The organism is uncultured Methanobrevibacter sp., assembly GCF_902788255.1.
Taxonomy (GTDB): Archaea; Methanobacteriota; Methanobacteria; order Methanobacteriales; family Methanobacteriaceae; genus Methanocatella.
On record NZ_CADAJR010000001.1, the window covers coordinates 53154 to 73829 of the forward strand.

General features: G+C 30.2%; 20 protein-coding genes, 1 tRNA gene and 1 other RNA gene. 14 read left to right on the forward strand and 8 right to left on the reverse strand.

Features of this window, described 5'->3' with window-relative positions:
• The first annotated feature begins 13 nt into the window (after positions 1-13).
• The 4 genes from frhD to QZV03_RS00355 all read left to right on the forward strand — a co-directional run bounded on the left by frhD (position 14) and on the right by QZV03_RS00355 (position 3444).
• Positions 14-583: a coenzyme F420-reducing hydrogenase, FrhD protein gene (frhD, locus tag QZV03_RS00340; RefSeq protein WP_296873730.1), complete on the forward strand. Its 570-nt coding sequence runs from the start codon at positions 14-16 to the stop codon at positions 581-583.
• Positions 583-1428 (forward strand): coenzyme F420 hydrogenase subunit gamma, encoded by an 846-nt coding sequence (gene frhG / locus QZV03_RS00345; RefSeq protein WP_296873731.1) that lies wholly within the window; start codon positions 583-585, stop codon positions 1426-1428. The genes frhD and frhG overlap by 1 nt, the downstream gene beginning before the upstream one ends.
• 11 nt (positions 1429-1439) lie before the next feature.
• Positions 1440-2291, forward strand: a complete 852-nt coding sequence (frhB, locus tag QZV03_RS00350; RefSeq protein WP_296873732.1) for a coenzyme F420 hydrogenase subunit beta — start codon at positions 1440-1442, stop codon at positions 2289-2291.
• A gap of 106 nt (positions 2292-2397) precedes the next feature.
• Entirely contained in the window at positions 2398-3444 is a 1047-nt protein-coding gene (locus tag QZV03_RS00355; RefSeq protein WP_296873733.1) for a hypothetical protein, read from the forward strand.
• A gap of 31 nt (positions 3445-3475) precedes the next feature.
• Here QZV03_RS00355 and map read toward each other — a convergent pair whose 3' ends face one another.
• Positions 3476-4393: a type II methionyl aminopeptidase gene (map, locus tag QZV03_RS00360; protein ID WP_296873734.1), complete on the reverse strand. Its 918-nt coding sequence runs from the start codon at positions 4391-4393 to the stop codon at positions 3476-3478.
• 101 nt (positions 4394-4494) lie between these two features.
• On the opposite strand from map, the gene QZV03_RS00365 reads away from it, so the two are divergent.
• From QZV03_RS00365 to QZV03_RS00385, 5 genes are all read left to right on the forward strand, one after another.
• A complete protein-coding gene (locus QZV03_RS00365; RefSeq protein WP_296873735.1) occupies positions 4495-4899 on the forward strand; it encodes a hypothetical protein in 405 nt (134 codons plus the stop codon).
• Between the two features lie 8 nt (positions 4900-4907).
• The gene (locus QZV03_RS00370) at positions 4908-5426 is read left to right on the forward strand and encodes a hypothetical protein (protein WP_296873736.1); all 519 of its coding nucleotides are present in this window, start codon (positions 4908-4910) and stop codon (positions 5424-5426) included.
• Between the two features lie 88 nt (positions 5427-5514).
• Positions 5515-5589, forward strand: a tRNA-Met gene (locus QZV03_RS00375).
• Positions 5590-5611: 22 nt separating this feature from the next.
• An RNA gene (gene rnpB / locus QZV03_RS00380) (RNase P RNA component) lies at positions 5612-5893 on the forward strand.
• A 60-nt stretch (positions 5894-5953) separates the two neighbouring features.
• The gene (locus QZV03_RS00385; RefSeq protein ID WP_296873737.1) at positions 5954-7726 is read left to right on the forward strand and encodes a tyrosine-type recombinase/integrase; all 1773 of its coding nucleotides are present in this window, start codon (positions 5954-5956) and stop codon (positions 7724-7726) included.
• Between the two features lie 280 nt (positions 7727-8006).
• Here the strand turns inward: QZV03_RS00385 and QZV03_RS00390 are convergent, their stop codons facing one another.
• Positions 8007-8285 carry a MarR family transcriptional regulator gene (locus tag QZV03_RS00390; protein ID WP_296873738.1) on the reverse strand — a complete coding sequence of 93 codons (279 nt, stop codon included), beginning with the start codon at positions 8283-8285 and terminating at the stop codon, positions 8007-8009.
• A gap of 185 nt (positions 8286-8470) precedes the next feature.
• Here QZV03_RS00390 and QZV03_RS00395 point away from each other — a divergent pair, with 185 nt between their 5' ends.
• From QZV03_RS00395 to QZV03_RS00415, 5 genes are all read left to right on the forward strand, one after another.
• A complete protein-coding gene (locus tag QZV03_RS00395) occupies positions 8471-8947 on the forward strand; it encodes a hypothetical protein (protein ID WP_296873739.1) in 477 nt (158 codons plus the stop codon).
• 37 nt (positions 8948-8984) lie between these two features.
• Positions 8985-9500, forward strand: coding sequence for a hypothetical protein (locus QZV03_RS00400; RefSeq protein WP_069575441.1), 516 nt, complete (start codon positions 8985-8987; stop codon positions 9498-9500).
• Between the two features lie 84 nt (positions 9501-9584).
• Positions 9585-9737: a zinc ribbon domain-containing protein gene (locus tag QZV03_RS00405; protein WP_296873740.1), complete on the forward strand. Its 153-nt coding sequence runs from the start codon at positions 9585-9587 to the stop codon at positions 9735-9737.
• A 232-nt stretch (positions 9738-9969) separates the two neighbouring features.
• Entirely contained in the window at positions 9970-10728 is a 759-nt protein-coding gene (locus QZV03_RS00410) for a zinc-ribbon domain-containing protein (protein ID WP_296873741.1), read from the forward strand.
• Between the two features lie 25 nt (positions 10729-10753).
• Positions 10754-11635 (forward strand): zinc ribbon domain-containing protein, encoded by an 882-nt coding sequence (locus QZV03_RS00415; RefSeq protein ID WP_296873742.1) that lies wholly within the window; start codon positions 10754-10756, stop codon positions 11633-11635.
• 689 nt (positions 11636-12324) lie between these two features.
• Here the strand turns inward: QZV03_RS00415 and QZV03_RS00420 are convergent.
• The 6 genes from QZV03_RS00420 to QZV03_RS00445 all read right to left on the reverse strand — a co-directional run bounded on the left by QZV03_RS00420 (position 12325) and on the right by QZV03_RS00445 (position 20420).
• Positions 12325-15480 (reverse strand): DUF5906 domain-containing protein, encoded by a 3156-nt coding sequence (locus QZV03_RS00420; protein WP_296873743.1) that lies wholly within the window; start codon positions 15478-15480, stop codon positions 12325-12327.
• Between the two features lie 236 nt (positions 15481-15716).
• A complete protein-coding gene (locus QZV03_RS00425; RefSeq protein ID WP_296873744.1) occupies positions 15717-15962 on the reverse strand; it encodes a hypothetical protein in 246 nt (81 codons plus the stop codon).
• Between the two features lie 319 nt (positions 15963-16281).
• A complete protein-coding gene (locus tag QZV03_RS00430; protein ID WP_296873745.1) occupies positions 16282-16716 on the reverse strand; it encodes a hypothetical protein in 435 nt (144 codons plus the stop codon).
• A 720-nt stretch (positions 16717-17436) separates the two neighbouring features.
• On the reverse strand, positions 17437-17967 hold the full coding sequence (locus QZV03_RS00435; protein ID WP_296873774.1) for a restriction endonuclease subunit S: 531 nt from the start codon (positions 17965-17967) through the stop codon (positions 17437-17439).
• Complete coding sequence (locus QZV03_RS00440; protein WP_296873746.1) at positions 17945-18532, reverse strand: restriction endonuclease subunit S; 588 nt, start codon at positions 18530-18532, stop codon at positions 17945-17947. Before QZV03_RS00440 ends, QZV03_RS00435 begins: the two co-directional genes overlap by 23 nt.
• Before the next feature lie 7 nt (positions 18533-18539).
• Entirely contained in the window at positions 18540-20420 is a 1881-nt protein-coding gene (locus QZV03_RS00445) for a class I SAM-dependent DNA methyltransferase (protein WP_296873747.1), read from the reverse strand.
• Between the last annotated feature and the right edge of the window lie 256 nt (positions 20421-20676).

The window sequence follows — 20676 nt, forward strand, 5'->3', positions numbered from 1 at the left end:
GGAGGATTAATAAATGCCTTATGATTCGGAGATAATCGTTATTGGATGCGGAAATATCTTATTTAAGGATGATGGATTTGGTCCGGTAGTCATTAATCTGTTGCAGAAATACTGCAATGACCAGAATGATTATTATGACCCTGCTGTCACATCATATGTTGAGGATGAATTTGATAAAGACATAATGAATCAAATCAAAGAGAAATTTGAAGGTATAACATTGCCTGACAGCATACAGTTCATTGACGGCGGAACTGCAGCTCCAACAAATTTTTTCCCGCTTTATGAAGAGTACGACTGGAAAAAACTGATAGTTATTGATGTTGTTGAATTTGATGCGGAACCTGGAACTGTCGATGTATTTGATCCAAATATAATGAAAATAGGAAAATATGATAATCCTCACGGAATGACTGTTGAAGAGCCTCTTCAGAAAATTTCAGAGAAATGTGAAGTGGTTGTCGTAGGTTGTAAACCTGAGTCAATTCCAACTCCGGATGTGGATATGGGTTTAACAGAATCCGTAGAAAAGGCTATTCCTAAGACTATTGATCTTATTTTAAAAGAAATCGGGGTAAAATAATGTTTGATAAATTGAAAAAAGCTTTTGGCGGTTCATCTGAACCAGAAGCACCAAAAGTAGAAGAAAAAGTTGAAGCTGCTCCAGCAGAAACTCCAAAAGCTGCTCCTGCAGAAGAAAAAGCTGCTTCAGCAAAACCACGTATCGGTTACATACACTTAAGTGGTTGTACTGGAGATGCAATGTCTTTAACTGAAAACTATGACATTTTATCTACAGTCTTAACTGATATGATTGATATCGTATACGGACAAACTTTAGTTGACAAATGGATTCATGGTACTTATGCTGAAGAAATGCCTGAAATGGACTTATGTTTAATTGAAGGATCCGTCTGTTTACAAGATGAACACAGTTTACACGAAATCCAAGAAGCAAGGAAAAAATCCAAATTAATCTGTGCATTTGGTTCCTGTGCTATGACCGGTTGTTTCACAACCTTCGCACGTGGAGGTCAACAAGCACAACCTAAACACGAATCATTCGTGCCTGTAAGCTCCTTAGTTAAAGTGGACTTAGCACTTCCTGGTTGTCCTGTAGCACCTGAAATGATTGCAAACGCTGTTGTTGCATTATGTAACGGTGACTTAGAATACTTACAACCTGCTATCGATAAAGCTGCTTGCAACACTGGATGTGGCTGTGATGTATTAACTAATATAATCCGTAACGGATTATGTAGTGGATGTGGAACTTGTGCTCTAGCTTGTCCTACAAGAGCTATGGGCTTTACTGAAGGTAGACCTAGCTGTGATAGAGACAGATGTATTAAATGTGGAACTTGTTATGCAATGTGTCCAAGAGCATGGTTACCTATAAAAAGAATTAAAGAAAATACAGGGTTATAGGAGGATTGAACATGCCATTAGGAACTTATAAAGAAGCATTATCTGCAAGATCTACAGATAGCAAAATTTTAGATGTATCTCAAGACGGAGGAATTGTTTCCGCTTTACTTTGTTACGCACTCGATGAAGGAATCATTGAAGGTGCAGTTGTAGCTGGAACTCCTGATGAAGATTGGAGACCAATCCCTACTGTAGTAACTTCAGCAGATGAAGTTATCGCAGCAGCAGGTACCAAATACTCAATGTCCCCAACCTTATCCGCTTTAAAAGAAGCTACCCGTCAATATGGTTTAGAAAAAGTTGGTGTTGTAGCAACTCCATGTCAAACCCAAGGTTTAAGAAAAGCACAAGCTTATCCATTCACCAGATTCGTTGTAGACAAAATCAAATTACTCATCGGTATCTACTGTATGGAAAACTTCCCTATGGCTTCTCTTGATACCTTCGCAACTGCTAAATTAGGATTTGACTCCTTAACCGACGCTACCAAAATGGACATTGGTAAAGGTAAATTCTGGTTAACCAAAGATGGCGAAGACTCAGGATTAGCTATTAAAGAAACCCACGGTTATGAACAAGCTGGTTGTAACATCTGTATGGACTACGTAGCTGAATGGGCTGACGTATCCACCGGTTCTGTAGGATCTCCTGACGGATGGTCCACCGTATTAACCAGAACCGACGATGGTGACAGCATCTTTAAAGCTGCTGTTGACGCTGGTTTAATTGAAACAAAACCAATGGAAGAAGTAAAACCTGGTCTTCCTTTACTTGAAAAATTAGCTAAAGGTAAAAAGGACAAAAACGGAAAAGAACGTGAAAACAGAGCTAAATTAGGATTACCACTTCCTGTGGAATACTAATTTCTCTTTTTTTCTTTTTTTTATTTTTTTTAAACCTCTATGCTCAACTCTTTTTGAATAATATTAAATAATATATGAAATATATATTATACAAGGGAGGTTAATTATGAACAATAATAAACTACTAATTTTTTTAATTGCAATCATATTTGTCCTATCAGTTAACTTCACATTTGCCGCTGATAATTCAACTGATTTAACCCTTGAGGAAATTGATGATCAGGAGGATATTGACATTTCACTGCAGGAAAGTGAATCTGCTGACACTTTAGAAAGTGATGATAATGTGGAACAACCTATCGGCCAAGAGATTAGTGTCCATAATGCAACAATCAAGCCAGGCAAGGTAGTTAACAGATATGTTGACGGGGTAATTTATGAAGCCACCTTTTATGAATCTAACGGTGCACCATTAACAAACACATTTGTTTTCTGTGGGGTTAATTCACTAAAATATGGAATGAATATCTCAACCGATTCAAACGGTGTTGCTAAATTCCCATTGCCTTTAAGTAATGGGAATTATAAGCTTTATCTGTTTAATCCGATAACTGGTGATATGACTACTGATGATTTGAAGGTGTTTGATGTGCTGAGCGGTGGAAAAAACATGAAAGTGTACTTTAATAGTGGCAAATTTTATTCTGTCCGTGCATTTGACAATAATGGAAAACTAGTGACTGCTAATAAAAAAGTCACATTTCTGATTGCATATAACAAAATCAATGAAATAACACGTAAGGTAACAACAGTCACTAAAAAATACGCTGTCAAAACAGATAAGAATGGTTTTGCAAAATTGAAAATTAATTTTAATCCTGGAACATATTCTGTTGTGGCTAAGTATGGTGATTTTGCTGTTTTCAATTCAATCACAGTCAAGCCAACATTGATTCACTTGACAAAAGTTAATTCAATTGGTAAAAAGACTTTCAAATTCAAAATCAAATTGCTTAACAATAAGGGTAAAGCATTGAAAAATAAAAAAATTAAAGTTAAATTCAATAAGAAAACATACACTGCAAAAACAAACAAAAAAGGCATAGCATTATTCAAAATTAAAACACCTAAAAAGACAGGTTACTTTAAATTAGTTTCAAAATACAAAAAAGCTACCGCATCATCCGTATTGCAGCAGTATAGAATTTATTGAAGAGAATAATTCTCTTCAAACTATTTTTTTTTTAAATGGTTGTAACTGTACAGCCTTCTTTTTCAATAATAAGGGTATGTTCCTTCTGACTTACAAAGCAACCCTCTTTTTCACGCAGTGGTGCGTATGGATAGACTGCCATTGCATCTGATAATTGCTTGAGTGCGATTGCACCTTTTCTTTCACCAAACTCATCGGTAATCCATCTTCCTGAAAATGGAACGTATCTGTGGTTCTGCTGGATATATTTCAATACCCTTTGTGTTGATTTCATTCTGAAAGGTTTGTTTGCCATGTATGAGAAGATGTAATGACCAGGGGCATCGTTGATGTAGCCCTCTCCGTTTGTTGCAAACGGTTCTATTGCTACGGCTTGGCCTTCTTCTAAAACGTAATTGTCGTGATTGTCATAATTTGGTATGGATATTCCTGCGTGCAGGTTGTTTTGCTCCAGGCTGTGGCCCATAAGGTTGAATATTGGATTTAGCTTGTATTCGGATATTGCCTCGTGCACTGCAGCACCGATTTTTGAGATTTCAACTCCTGCCCTTGCTGTTGCAATTGCAGCTTCAAGACCTGCTGCTGATGCTTCAACTATCTCTTCATGGAGGTTTATCTCATCCTGTGTGTATCTCTCGTCGATGTTTCCATCAGCTATTATTGTCACTGCAGTATCTGCAATGTATCCGTCAATCATTGCTCCCAAATCCAGCTTGACCATGTCTCCTGCATGAATCACGGTCTTATCTCCTGCAGGGGAGGTGTAGTGTGCTGCCACTTCATTGATTGACAGGTTGCATGGAAATGCTATTTGGGCTCCAGACTTTAATATTTCACTTTCAACATATTCTACGATGTCAATTGCCAATGCACCATCCTTAATCATCTTTGAAGCGTCTTCACGAATTCTTGAAGCGATTTTTCCAGATTCTATATAGGATTCTATCATAAATTTTTACCTTCTAAATTAATACAATTAAATATTTAATTGATAAATGTTATATAATATTATATATTACTATAAGTATATTAATTATTGGAGGTTGAAAAATGGATATTCCTACAATACCTGACCAAATGTTTATATTAATCATTGCGGTAATTGCAGCTATTGTATTAATTATCATTGTTTTCCAATGGAGGAGCATTGCTCAATCTAAAAATTCAATCGCACTTCTTGAAAAGGAAATTGAGCTTAAGAAAATGTCCATGGTTGAAAAAGACATTGAATCTAAAAGATTAATGGATAATCCTATTCCATTACCACAAGATCAACAGGACCGCCTTTCCGAAATAAGACAGTCCACCACTGAAGCAAGAAGTCGTGTAGGTTTCCTTCACTCTGAAATCAATGAAAGATTAGCAAGACTTGAAGCTGAAACCGAGCAAAGAAAACTCGAAAAGATGCTTACAGAAATCGAAGAAAAAGAAAAGAAACTTAAAGGAATGAAATAGGTGATAATATGGATGCTATGGAAGTAGTTGCAGTACTCATATTAATTGTTGCAATTGCAGTATTGGTTTATTATTATTTATTGAACAGTCCATCCACAATGGATAAGTTAAAGACTTACGTTCCAACCAGTGCCGATGCTCATATGGAACAGGTTTTAAACAACTCTCCTGAGTACAACGATTTGGATAAAGAAGATGTTGGCTCTGAAAAGGATGAATCAGTTACAAAAAGAATCAAGGTTAAGTTAAGCGACATCGACATGTCCGGCATTAACACTGATGCATTCTCTAACAAGATTGATGCGTTTTTGGATGCTAAAAGTGAGGAACTGATTAAGGATTGGTCTTTAGCCACTACTGATGATTTGGAAGATTTGCAAACCAAATTTTCTGAAACAACCAGTAATGTTGATAATTTGGAAAAAGACTTTAATGATTTCAAAAAATCATCAGAAGAGTTCCAAAAAACTACTGAGGAAAAGTTAAACGATTTGAATAAAAGGATTGAATCTTTAGAAAATAAATGATTTTATTTTCTTAATTTTATCCTATTTTATCGAAAAGTTTATATATTATTTTTGTCATAATTAATATTGTTAGTACTTATTTTCGTATAGCAGGGTGGGGTAGTCTGGTGAACCCGCAGGGCTCATAACCCTGAGATCCCTAGTTCAAATCTAGGCCCTGCTAATTTTTCTTAATATTTTTCATGGCAAGTTGAAGACAGCTGCTGGTTATTTATAACTAAGGAAACTCCGCACATCAATACAAGACTATGGCGTTGAAAGACGTATGCTGAGAGGCATGACTCTGGAGCAGAAACGACACGGCTTTTAATGGTAGACGATGATATTTAATTGAGGACATTAAAAGAAACGGTGAAACGGCCATTCCATAGGATGCAAGAGCAAAGTTGCCGATAATCGCTTGTGTAGGCAAGGTAGTTCGCTAAGATGAATGCTGATAAACAGAATGTGGGTTACTCTTAACAGGCCATGTAAAATTATGTGGGTTACCAAACACTTATATGTTGGTAATCTGCATATTATTAATTATGACAACCAAAACCAAATTTTCTGAAACCGATGCTAAATTAAGTATGATGGTGGAACGAAGAAACCTTACTAAAGATGCAATTAAAAATTACAACACTGTTTTTAAAGAAATACATGAATTATTTGATGTCACGCCATCTGATATTGTTAGAATAGGAAAAAGAGAACAAAAACCATATATAGATAATGAAACAGGAAATCATGACCTTCTTGATTTGGAAGATAGGTCTGTAACTATATATCAATTTAAATATTATAATTATTTAAAAAGCAGAGGTTTAACTAATAGGACTATTAAGCTTAAATTAGATACATTCAGAGCTTTATTGGGCGAATATGATATTCAAAAACCTAAACCAATTAAAATAACCATTCAAAACGATAGGATTCGTGATGAAGATATTGTTTCTTGGAGGGAAGTGGAAACAGCAATGTCATATTGTAAGAGTATTAGGGATAAAGCTATAATTTCTTTTTTTTCCACTACTGGTTTAAGAAGTAGTGATGTAAGGAGATTAACAATCGGTGATTTAATTAAGGCATGTGATATTTATTTTGAGAATAATGAGGAAAAAACAATAGATAACTTATTAGCTAAAAATCCTGAAGAAATTTATCCATGTTGGGAAATCATGCCGTCAAAAACAGCCAAAAAGTCACAATTATGTGTTACATTTAATACTCCTGAAGCAAGTACATATATATGGCAATATCTCCATAATCGAATTGAATATAATATACGAAAAGGAAGAAATGAAATATTAAAATCTGATTATCCTTTGTTTGCAACATCTACTAATAAAGAACTAAAATCTACAGCTATTGAACAATTATTTCAAAGGTTAAATAAACAATTAGGGGATAAGATGGATAAAAATGGTAAGTATCGTAGATTTAGGTCTCATTCTCTTAGAAAATTGTTTTCCACTACTTGTAGGAGAAACATTACTCAAGTTGTTATTAATTCTGATAAAACTTCAGAAGTGGATATTATTAGTATATTTACTGGACATGTGCCACCTAATGAATCAAATTCAAAAGTGTATGAAGCAATTGAATCAGATAGTCATGATAGTTATCTTAGGAAAACTTACCTTGCATTAAGTCCCTATCTTAGTATTAAAGATATAAAAATTAAGGATATTCCAACACAAGAATTTAAAGAATTAGAAGAACAAAATAAAGCATTAAGAAAACAATTAGAAGTTCAAGCTGTCTCTATGCAGAGGGAAATGGACGAACAGAAAGAGCAATATGAAAAAAAGATTCGTCATGTGGAAAGTGTCAATTCAGCTTTATCTTCTCAAGTATTGGATATTCAAAATCAATTAGATAATCTTGCCAATGCTAATGACTTAAAAAGAATACAGGAGTATATTTCTGGACACGAATTAGTTGAAAAATATAATTTGGCTTCTACTATTATTGGATATTATAAGGAAGATGTTAAAAAAGAAGATTTTACTGGTGTTACTGATTATTATATTGAAGATTTAATAACACAGGCATTCAATACAACATCAGCATTTCAATCTACAGCAATTAGAGATGAATATTATCGAACTGATGATAATTGGAAGCGAATTTATTCAGAAATTGGGCTCTATGAACATGATTATATTGAAAGTAATGGGTATGTATTATCTAAATCCCAAAGTAAAAAGATTACTGATGAACTGGAGAGTTATTCAATAAAATTATGGGAAGATAATGAAAAAGTAAAAAAATCTAAAGTACAATCAATAATTGATAATATTGTACTTAGACATTAATACTTTTAAGAGGGTTGTTTAATCAAAAGATTAAATAATCTCTTTATCTTTTTTTGATTTTTAGTGGTTTGCCAATTATTTGATTTCTTAATTATGTGTAGTTCTGATTCTTATGTGTTTTTTTATTGTTCATGTCTATGTAATTAGTGATAGTTTATCTTCATTTACAGGTCTATTATAAAATTAAATATTTAATTAATTTAATTAATACTTTATTTGATAGCTTAATGAATTATACAAGAACTTTTTTATTTGGTGATGGTAATAGTATTCGATGTTGTTATTTTTTTAATTCTTCCAATAGATGTAATCCTAATTCGGTATTTTGGTATAGTCTGCCTTTGATATTTTCCTCATTTAAACAGACTACTATTTTCTTTTCTTTTAGGTCGTGTAATGCATTTGATATTTGTGTTATTCGCATTCCTGTTGCATCAACAATTTCTTTTGGCATTTTATATTCAGTGCCGATACAAGTGATGCAATTTAAACGTGCTGGAGAAACTTTTATATATCCAATTAAAGACCAAAAATTTGGTTCTGATTCATTTTCACTCATATTTATTTGTTATATTCTTTATTAACTACTTTAATAGTTATTAAAAGATTCTTATTGATTCCTATTTATTATTTATAATTCTTATTGATTCGATTTATACACAACTTTTATATTATATTTAAAAGAGACATAATAATACAAAACTTAAATTTTGTAAAAAAATTTAATTGTTGGAGGTAATTTAATTGAGTAAAAAGATTTTTGCTATATTGATCGTTGTAATGGCTTTTGTCTCTTTAGCTAGTGTTTTTGCAGTTGAAACAACAACTCACGATTTCGATGGTTTGTTTAACATGAGTGTTCCCTCTGATGAGGAATTTGTAACTCTTGACTCTAATATCTCAGGTGCTTCTGTATTTGGATATAATTTTAATGATGGAGACCCAATTGGTGATAATATAATAGTTTATTACTTTAATGAATCCATTGTTGATGATAATGATACTAATATAACTGAATATGTAATTAATATTTTAGATGAAAATTCTACTTTTAAACATCCTTCTGTTGAAGATGGTTTCACTGTATTATATAATCAGATGGTTCAACATGATGGAGGTTATATGTTAATTGCATCAAATGATAATGAAACTGAAGTAGTAGGTATTGTTGGGGATAATTTAGATGATTTAAAAACATATGCTAATTCTATAGAATTTTAACTAAAAAATCCTTGCTTAATTTTTTAGGTGATAATATATGAAAATTGGCGATTTTGAAATTGGTTTAAAGACAATTATTTTAGTAATAGTTGCTTTAATCGTTATTTTTGGGATAATCTCCTTTTTTAGTGGTGGTGATTCAGTAAATGTAACTGATGTTGGCATGACTGTAAATTATAATTACAAAACTAATGTGGCTTTTACAATTATACCAACTGATACAATAACTGAAGTTAATAATGTTCAGCTAAAGAACATTGAAGTTACTTACCATAATGGTAAAACACAACATTTAGAAGATGTTACATTTAACTCCAAAAATACTTATGTTAAAGATAATGAATATGGGTTTAAATTTGATTATACAATCTCTGATGATTGTATTGATGGTTTAGATGAATATGATTTTGGACATGCAACACACCATATTAAAGGAGATATTGTAATAAACACTGTCGGTGGAAATGAAAAAGTGGTTGGACATATTGATTATGATGTCCCTGCTTCGGCTACAGTATATAAATACTCTTCTGGAAGTGGTTCAGTAATATAATATTTTAATCATTAAGTTGTTAATTAAACAACTTTCTTTTATTTATTATATTGGCAGTATTAAAAATTTTAAGTAGGTGGATATATGGAAAAAGTGTATTGTACTGAGTGTGGAAATGAATTGGATGAGGGAGCTAAATTTTGTCCTAAATGTGGTCAATTTACCTCCTTAGAAAATAATTTAAAACATACAATTAAAACTAAAAACGATGTTGATGACTTGTATGCAAATTGTTAATGGTATATGATGGAGAAGATTTTGGATATAGATATTCTAAATCAAAAATTCTTGCTATTATTGTATTTCTTGGTTTTTTCATTTCAGGTTTATTTATTTTCATGCCACTTGTATTTACAGAAGTCAGATTTTTTATTCTTTTAGTTTTTGTTTGTTTAATTCCATATCTTATTATTGTAGGTGTAGGGTTTGCTTATCGAAAACTAACTGAACATTATTGGAGTTAAAAATTATGGTTAAATTCTGCGACCAATGTGGAACACAATTAAATGATGATGATGCTTTTTGCCATAATTGTGGTATTCCATGTGATGTTTCTAAACGAAAAACACAAAATAATTCAAGTAAATCAAATTCTATTTTATCAGATTTAGGTGTAAACAATATAATTGAAGAGGTATCAAACTATCAAAAAAATCAGAACATTCGTAAAAAAGCAATAAAATCAAAAAAACAAATAGAAACCCAAAAAAAAGTTAATCAACAAATAAAAAACGAAAAACCAGATGGAGCATTGTTTTATGTAAATGGGCGAGATGCTTCATTATCTGTTTTTGAAGATTATATTGAATTAGATTTCACTGGAAATCCTCTAAAACAATTTTTAAGTAAATTGGGAGGTGTGAAAAGAATATATTATAATCAAATACATAGTATTCAAAAAAGAGATGCTACAATAAACATTTTGGGTTCTATTGAATTTGAAGTTCCAGGAATGGCACAATCAAGACAATATGGCAAAAGCGAAAATGTTGTTCACTATCGAACTTTTTATCAAAATGAAATTGATAGAATTTATGATTATGTAAATCAAAAAATTTTAGATATCCATAGTAATAGAGGAGGAAATTCACAAATAAAAGTTGAAACAAATTATATGGGTCAATTAAAAGAAGCTAAAGAATTATTAGAATTGGGTGCAATAACTCAAGAGGAATTTGATGAAATTAAACAAGTATGTTTGGAAAAAATGAAAAACTCTAATATTTAGTTGATATTAAATGGAGGAAAAATAAATGAGCAAGATTTTTTGTACTGAATGTGGGGCTGAACTTGAAGAGTCAATGCAATTTTGTTCAAAATGTGGTAATAAACTAGACGATAAAGAAGAAACAAATAGCAACATTTCTTCATCAAAAAAGTCATACAAAAATCATATTGTCATAGGATACATTTTAGCAATTTTAGGTACTATTTTGCCCAGTTTAGCAATATTTGGTGCTGTAGTAGGTATATATTTAATTTACAAAAGCTATGATGAACTAATCAGTGGAAAATTCAATAAAACCAACGTAAATGTATTATTAATCATTATTTTTTCAATATTAGCAATTATTTCATTATTTAATGTTGGATTTGTATTATTTGAAATTATTACAATTATTATTTTCAATCGTGTTTTAGAAACAAATTCTCTAGGGGATTATAACTTCCACACTATATCTAAAGAAAAATTAATCATTGTTGCAGTAATATTAATTTTAGCTTTAGTTGGTAGTTTATGGCTATCTGGAACTTTTAGTTCATCTTCAACATCTGATGGTAGTCCAAAATATGTTGCTGGAGGTCAAACAACTGTGTTTGGAAAAACATTCACTATTCCTGAAGGTTTTGAAGAATCTAATAGGTATGGAACTTCAACTTTTGAAACAGTTGATTTTAAAAATGATAAAGGTGCATCATTTGAGATTCATGTCTCTTCAGATAATCAATTTCCAGTAAGTAAATATGTTAAACTTCAACGGGATAAAACAATAAATGGTTTCGATGGACAGATATTATATTATCAACCAGCTAATACTGAAAGATTTGTCTATTTTGATAATGATGGATTATTAGTTTATGTTGCTCCTGAAACATATCCTCCCGAAGAGATATATGATATTGTTGTATGTTAAGAAGTTATTTAATTAACTAGCTTCAATCTTTTTTTTATTTCAATAAGAAGCAACATATCATTGCACATTTCAGGTAATCTAGTTAAACTTTTGTTCTTTAATTTTTCTTTTTATGGGTAATTGGTGCTCGCAAAAGTATAAACTGCACTAATCTTCAAGTTTTATCTCTTTTTGCATAGTATAATTGCGTATTTAATTACTTGCTTGATTAATTGCTTATTTAATCATGTATTTTGCTTTAAAATTAAATGTGAGTTAATAGCTTTTAGTTTAATTTTTAGCATGCTGATGTTTTGGCGAAATATTGTTCCTCATGAATTCCGATGATCTGTTTTTGAGATAGTCATGATCTTCTCAATAAAGGCAAAAACAATAGTGATATTTTAGGAAAAGAACTAATTCTAGACTTATGGACTTAATGTCATATAACACTAGATGATGAAGCATTTGTGTTTTGGCGAACTAACAAAGCTAATGTGATATTTTGAAATTCATAGAGTTAGTTCTATAATCACTTACATATAAAATTAAATAAAGTTGGTTAATTAAAAATTTTTTATCATTTTTTCGTATAATGGATTGTTCTCTATGGGTTGGGAAAGAAGCCTTTTTGAGCATTTTCAGAGCAAAATAGAGAATGAGAGTAACCTAGACTTGATACTATTCAAGTCCAGAACTCTAGAATTTGATTATTTCACTTTTTCTTTTTTATCTTTATTCATTTTTTCTAGCCAAACATCATATTCTTCTGTTTTATAAAGATTTGGAAAGATAGTCCTTGATTCCTTTAATTGAGGGATATGTTTAGTTGTTGTTGTCCATTCCTTACCTAAACCAAATTCCTCACGGATTTCTGAAGTTAAATGCTTAGCTTTTATATGACCCTTTGTATCAAGAACATCTATTGGTAAGCTTTCACATTTTGCGACATACCTAATTAATTGATTTAATTCTGTTGTAATAATAGGGTCTTCACTACTGATATCTGTATCAGAATACTTTACCAATCTTGGTAGAATATGTGCAATTGGGTCAGTAAATTTGCCCAATATTTCTCTTGATTTTTCATCATCGATTCTAGCTTTAAAATCATTTCCTTCTGTAATCATTTTTTTATATGCTTCAATGCCATTATAAATTAACCATTCCATTTCTTCTGGGTCAGTTAATAGTTCTTCAAGAAGATTAGGATTCATCTCTTCGGTGCCACGAAATCGATTAAGAAACTCAAATATAACTACTCTTTGCACAATAGCCTCTTCAATCCCATCTTTAAATTTTGGTAAGTTATTACAGACAACTATCATGTCTGGAACTTCTTCTTTAGGAATTGTGTATTTATCCTTACCTTTAGGTTCGACTGGTATGTCATCATATCCTGTAATTGATTTTAACAGTCCTGTATCTTCAATAGGTTTTTTAGGGGAGTCACTTACAATATTTACTTGCTTATTTTCTAGATGTGCTGTTGCAAATCTGTTGTCAGGTGTAAGCTCTTGTAATTGTAATCTACCTACTTTATCACTTCCGAAAATGTTTGTGATTAGATTACTAGCTACACCTTTACCTGCTCCACCTATACCTGCTATGATAAAGAAAGCATTTAATTTGTTTCCACTTGTTAAGATATAACCAATCATTTCTAAAAAACCTTGCTTTAATTCTTCTATATCTTGTTTTGATTCATTATTTGGTTTAGCTAATGATGTTTCTAGGAAATGCTGTACTTTTTCTCCTTTAGCTTGGGGATTGTAATTATGTGCGGCTTCAATCAATGTAAATACTGGTTCATCATTAGCTGATATTACTTTAAAATTTACCATATCATACAAACAGTTGTTAAACTTTACAATGTTGTATTTTGGGTTTTGTCGGTTACTAACAAATCCAATTGCATCTTTAACATCATTCGAGTGAACTAAGTCTTGATTATTAAATAATTCATTGTCTAGTTTTATCACTAGATTATCTATATCAACTGAATCATATCCATTAGTATTTTTATCTAGTAAATACGGGGTATTGATACTTTTTCGCAATAGCATTCCTTTTTCTTTAAAATAATGACCTAATCGTTGTCTACATTTCCTAACATTAACATTATAACTTGAAAATAATTTAATTAGCTCTTGTTCAAGTGTTAATTCTTTTTTTGATGAAATAAAATCGTCATTATTCTTAAAATACTGTTTTAGCTTTGTATCTAACAATTTTGGCATTTCAACATCTTCATCAGCTAAAATAGCTTTGATGGTTTTTAGTTCATCTTTAGCTATTTTAAATAACTGCTTTTTGTACTTAAATTCAAAAGTTATTAGGTTTTCATCATCGTTTTTTCTAATAAATGAACCTTGCAGTGTGTTAAAATTTAATTCTAGATTAATACCATCAATGATTTCTAAAAAAACAATCCATTTGTCAGTATTATTTTCGTAAACAACAACTGCTACTTCTTTGTTTTTAATTTTAAATGGTTTTACTTCAGTTTCTGTAGGTTTATCATAATAACCAAAGTTGCTTTTGAAGTAATCGATTACAGTTTTCTTACCAGTAAAGTGAGGTAATTCTTCTATCCCTTTTATTAAGTGTCGCATTCCACAAAGGTGTTTAATGTCTTTACTATAAGCATATTTGATGCTTCCACCAATAGTGTCGGCATAATCTGATGATCCTGTGATGTGTAATTCTTGGAAGATGCTTTCAACTTCTTCTTGTGTAAATCCGCTCCGTCGCAATACATGCACAATTCTGTAACCAATTTCATTTCTATGTCCTGTAATATACACTTTTCCAATCATTTCTTTCAGTTCTTCACGGTCAGAACTAAAGTTATAATGGGGATTTGCATGTTCATCAGGGTAGTTGTCATCAGATTTATTTTCTGTAGCTGTTGAAATAGCTTCTTTAACAATAGACAATTCCATGAACTTTTTCGTATTTGCTTTTTTATCTATGGTGTTTGGGAGATAATTGGATTTTACATGTAATAAATGGCTGATGGCTGTACTGTAATCATCATTTAATTGTATAAAGTTACTGTAAAGTTTGCTTGTGCTATGTTGTGTAACTGGTAATCTTTGTAAACCTTTATTTCTATTCAATACTGCATAATCAAGTGTTGATTTTTTTATAGGTTTATGTAGTATTGATGTTTCAATAGCTTCGCCTAATGATAATGTGAAAAGTTTCGGGTCATTATTTATCTTGTCGGTGAAAGTTAATTCATTTAAAGGTATTCTAATGTGTAAACCTTTACTTCCAGACCAATTTACAGTTACATCAATTCCATGTTCTGTGAAATAGTCTGCGACCTTCATTGCATCTTCAAAGGGTTCTTTTAGATAACCATCTTTAATTTTTTTGTAAAAATAGCTTTGTATTTCTTCCTCTGTTAATTCAGACAATTCTATTTTTTCTTTATTGCTTAAGTAGTTTAATAAGTGCGTTCGTTCTTTATCAGTTAAGTCACTTATATCTTCTCGTGTTTTATATTTTTCAATGGTTGGATTGATTTCAGAGTCAGATATAGTATTTAATGTATGGTTTAATTCCCATTCTAATTGTGATTCTTTGCTTAAGTCAAAATCTAAAAATATCGTTCGTATTGTTCCTACTACATCATCATTGATTGATGTATATATTTCAATGAATTTGTCTTCATCATTGGTGTTAGTTGCAAATTCCACTAATTCTTTTGCATTATTAGCTGGTTTTTTCCAGTATTTTCCTTTTCTTTTTTCATCAATTGGATAAAATAAATTTTCGTAAATCATTTCTAATTGTTTATAAAATTGATTTGAATCAGTTCTTCGATTTTCTGACTCATCTATTGTTCTTATAACCATATATATTACTCCTTTATGGTTTTTTTTAATTGCTTAATTATTCAAGCAATTAATTACGCAATTACATGCTTATTTATTCAACTGGCTTAAGAACGAGTTTTAGTGTGGTAATGGTTAGCAGAAAATATTTATAAGTGTCAGAAAATAAACAGTTACAGTGTACAATATGGTAACTGTTCTTCCTGTCTGTTTCTGCTTGTTAAGAACAACACCAAAAGTGTTCTACTTGTTTTAAATTAAAAATATGTGTGTTCTATTATATCGATGATGTCGTCATGTTTTAGTCTACTAATGAATTTGACTTCATCTTCAGTTTCTGCAAGAGACATTAAAGTCGGAATATCATTGCGAGTAATTGTAATATCGTACCAGTCATCATAACCATTTCTAGTATGATGTGTTCTTAAATAACTCAATATTTGATAATTGATTCCTATATTAATATGCTCATTATTTAAGCATATTTCAGGTTTGGAAATCATAAAAAAAGACCTCCCATAAAGTAATTTAGTTCGAGCACCTAATAGAACTTCATTAATTATAAGTTATCCTTCTATTCAAAATCACCTTTCAAATTCACTTTTGGGATATATTTAAACATATTTTACATTAAAAAGATATATAAACCTTTCGATTTATATTATCACATCATATTTGCAGACATTTTAAAATTAAAGTCTTTTAAGATAGTTTTATTTTAGGAATAATTTCATTTACTGTGATGATTGGTCGAGTCATTAAAGCTACTTTAACAGCTCACATGACTCTTGATTTTTTCGCAGTATTTAATATAATTGGCTGTTATTTGTTTTGTTTTAATTTTTTTATACTTGCTTCAATTTCATCACAAATATTATGCACTCTCCTTCTTGCTTCAGGACTAATGTAAAACTTTTCAAGTTGCTCTGCATCATATAATCCACCGTAGAGATGCATATCTGTTATTATGAAATCATTATTATCATAATGTTCAGCTACATGTTTATAAAAATCTAGTTCTTCCTTGTAGTATTCTAAATTGTTTATATTATTGTAATTATTGTATCCAATTTTATTGTCATGTATACGAATAATATCTTCAGGAAGGGGTAAATTATAATACCTTTTATGTTCAGCTCTGTATTTGTTGCAAAGTTCTATCAGAAACTCTGTTTTTTCTTTCTGTTCGAGAAGTTCTTCTTCTCTAAAATCAATCGTATTTATGTAAATCACCTTTATTAGCTTTGTAAAATTCAACAACTGCATACCTAATTACTGAACTTCTATTTAACATGGTGTGCTCTTGTAAATAATCGAGCATATCTTTAAAGTCATCAGTAACTTTTAATGTAATTATGTCCGTGTATTCACTTGGACAATCTTTTTTATTGTTCATGTATATTCCTAGTATTCTAAAGACTATAAAAAGGAAAATTTTTTTAAATATTGCATGTTTTGTAAGACATTAAAAGTAGGTAATTTTATTAAATGAAGGTGGAAAGGTCATTTAATGAAAAATCGAGTTTTGAGTCCTTATTTTCAGTTTTTTTCAGTAATTCGGCTTGTTTTAGTATTGTTAGTCTGTAGTAATAGCTATTAGTTTTGTACATGATTAATTAGTTTGTTGCTTACTTGCTTGTGCAATTGTTGTGATGGTGTTAGTTAGGGGTGCTGAAGTAGAATTTTATTGTGCTATAATTTAATATGATCATCTAGTTGGGGGTTTGGCACTGAAGTTAGTATTTGAAAGGGTGAAACTTATAACAACTATTACTTAACATTATTTTGATGAATATATTTAATAGATGACCCATTAAGTATTATAATTATGGGGGCTAATTTAGATATTGTTCCACTATTTATAAACTATCATTTTTCGTCATGTTGATGTAGGTAAGTTTGTAAATGTGAATGTAATTAAATAAATTAATTTAGTAATTAAAAAATTAATTATTTGATTATTGGTTAAGAGATGGCTTAAGATTTATATTTTAGGTATTTTAAATATTTTTTAATCATTCCCGTTTCTAAGTTCATCATATATTCTTCAATAAATTTATAGTCTATATCCTCATTTTCTGTTATGGGCAATATTATTACTTCTCTTTTCAATCTATTATCATTAATTTCTCTATTAAAATTATATTTTGATTTCAATCTTTTAATAATGGAAGCAATGAATAAATAGATGTATTTATTAAAATTATCATTTTTTAAATGGGTTATATGGTCACTTGCTACAAAAGTGTAAGGGTGATAGAAGGTACTGCCAACACTTCCACTATTTGCTAATGTTATGCAATTTTCAAATATTCTAACTTTTTCTTTATTTCCTATAAATGTATCAACGCCATTTGATTCAGAAGAAGACGATACATAAGGTGTTTCTCCATTGATAAAATTTGCTTTTGTTAATCTTTTACCTCTTTGGATATCTTCAAATAATTCATTAATATAAAATTCTTTCCATTGAACAGATTTTAGATTATATTTTGCCCCCCCCCCAATTAGTAGAGTCTAGATAATTAGTATATCTTTCAATTAATTCTTTTTCTTTTGATTTCATAAATTCTTCCATATACTGGTAATGGGGCATGCCTTTGTTATTAGTAGGCAATATTAAATTTGAACTTTTCATTCTCATAGGTCTCCATTTTCTAGAGTAGGCATAACAAGATTTTTGTTGTTGGATTGCAACGATTAAAAATAATGCAATATATTTATTTAATTCAAAATTTTTAAGATATAATACATTTATATCATGACTACATGTAAATTGATTTGTTTGATAGTATGCATAACCTACAGAACCATTGTTTGTTACAGTAATACAATTTCCTTCGAAAATTTTATTAGTTATGTCATGATTTTTTCCATGTCCCATTTTAGATGAATTTTCAATATCTTGTAATAGACAAAAGCCAGTCACACCATTATTAGAATTTGTTGCACCTATGAATGGGATTTCTCCATTTTCATTGAATGGTGGCTTTTTATTGTAAAATCCTCCTTTTATAATAAAGATTTCATCAAAACGAAATGATTTCCAGTTAATTATTTCATTAAGTGCCATATTATCACTATTTAAATAAATTCTCTCTATCTTCCATTATCATTTTAAATTCAAAACTTAAATAATCGCCCATTGTCTTATAGAATTCGTTTTCTAGAGGTATTTCATCATTAAAATAATAAAATGAATGTAACCATTCATCTGTAGGTTTTATTTTAGATTTTACCATGAATTCACTTGTTGCATCAAGTTCATCATTCCAACATTTTAGAAGGTGTTCCTTTCGTTCGATTGCCCTTTCTGTTTTTATTATACCAATATGTTTTCTCAACTCATATCCGTCATCTTCAAAATTGATGAATTTACATCTTTTTTCACTAGGATGGGTTTTATGTGCTTTAAAAATGGCAATACATGGCATTGTACCAACTCCATAGAAAGTAGTATCTCCATTTAGAGTTATAACTCCTTCAAGTGTGTGATTTTTGAGAATTTCTTTTTTCATGTTCTTATCTTCGGTATTTTTTCCAATCATTGCTGGTTGTGGGACAATTACTCCACATCGGGCATTATCATCTAAGGAGTCTAATAAGTGTTTAACAAAGTGTATTTCTGATAAATGGGCTGTTTCTTTATTTTTTCTTAGTGAATATGGGGGGTTCATCATTCCTACAGTATATTTATTTTTTCTGAGTTCTTGAGGGTCTTGTTTTAAGAAATCGGCACAAATTAAATTAGTTTTACCGTCTCCTCTTAAAATCATATTTGTTGTAGCAATTGAGAACATATTTTCTTTTAATTCTATGCCATGTAAGTTATTTTCTTTTATATGTTTCTTTTCTTCTTCTGTTTCAACTGAATTTATCATTCTATTCATTGCTGATACTAAAAAGCTTCCAGTTCCTGCACAAGGGTCTAATACTTTGTCTTGTGGAGTAATTTCTAGTAAATCACAAAATAATTCTGTTATATGTGTTGGTGTTAGTACAATTCCTAATGATTGACCATCACCCCCACTATATTTAATAAATTCTCCATAAAAGAAGCCTAGTATATCTTCATGTGTTGTTGATATTGCCGGAAATATTTTATCTTTAATATACTCGGTAAAATACTTTAATGGTGTTTTTCCTAAGTTTTCATCTACTTCGTTAAGATTGGGTCTATCTTTTATAAAATTAAATTGGTGCATTATAGCGTCTACTTTTTGTTCTACTTTTATTCTTTGCAAATTACAACAAACGGCATCACTTATTATTTTTCCATCATTACTTATTTCATCTGCTTTTAGTGATTGATCAATATCTGCATTTTCATTTAATGCTAATAATATTGCTGATACTACTAATGGTTTTTCTGCATCTGTTAAACTACCTCTTGATGTTAATAGTTCATTTAATTCTTTTGATTTTCCTAATACTTCTTCTATTTCTATAACTTCTGCCGGAGTTTCATTAAGTATAATTTCTTTATAATATTGTTCTATATTTTCCTCGTTAAAGTTTTCAAAGTTTTCAACTTCATCTAATATGGTGTAATCATTTTCATCTACATATATGGGTCTGATAATATGGTGTTTTTCATCTCCACTACATCCAAATGCGAAAATTTTTTTAAAATTAGTATTGTTTATTATATGTTGTGCATAATGTAATGCACCATTTTCTGCATAATCTGTTAGTGCATTTATTCTTAAATCTAATCTATTGAGATTTTTTTCACAGTATAATGCTTGTTTGCTGGTTTCTGCCTTATCCTCAATAACTATTATGAATTCTTTTGATTTTCCTACAAACTCTGGAAATCCTACTCTTTTTGTTCCTCTTTTGGATGCAGTTTTTAATGCATCTTCAATTTCTTTAATACTACTTCCATTAGGCATAAACTCGATATTTGCACTATCTAACAACCTTGATATAAATAAATCTGTATTCTTTTCATTAACCATATTATCTACTCAATGAAACATTAATAGATATTTATGTATTTTTTTTAATATATATCTATCAATATTAATTTGTTTTTGTAATTTTACAAGTTAAAATCAATATTTCACTAGATTCATATCAAAAACCTTTTATAATTGTTTAATAAATTAATTAAACATGTAAGTGCTCTTTTGAGTGGTTATGTTTGATATCATGGCATTGTTGTTTTGCAAAATGTTTATTATGTAGGAGTTTGATATTAATTATTATATTAAA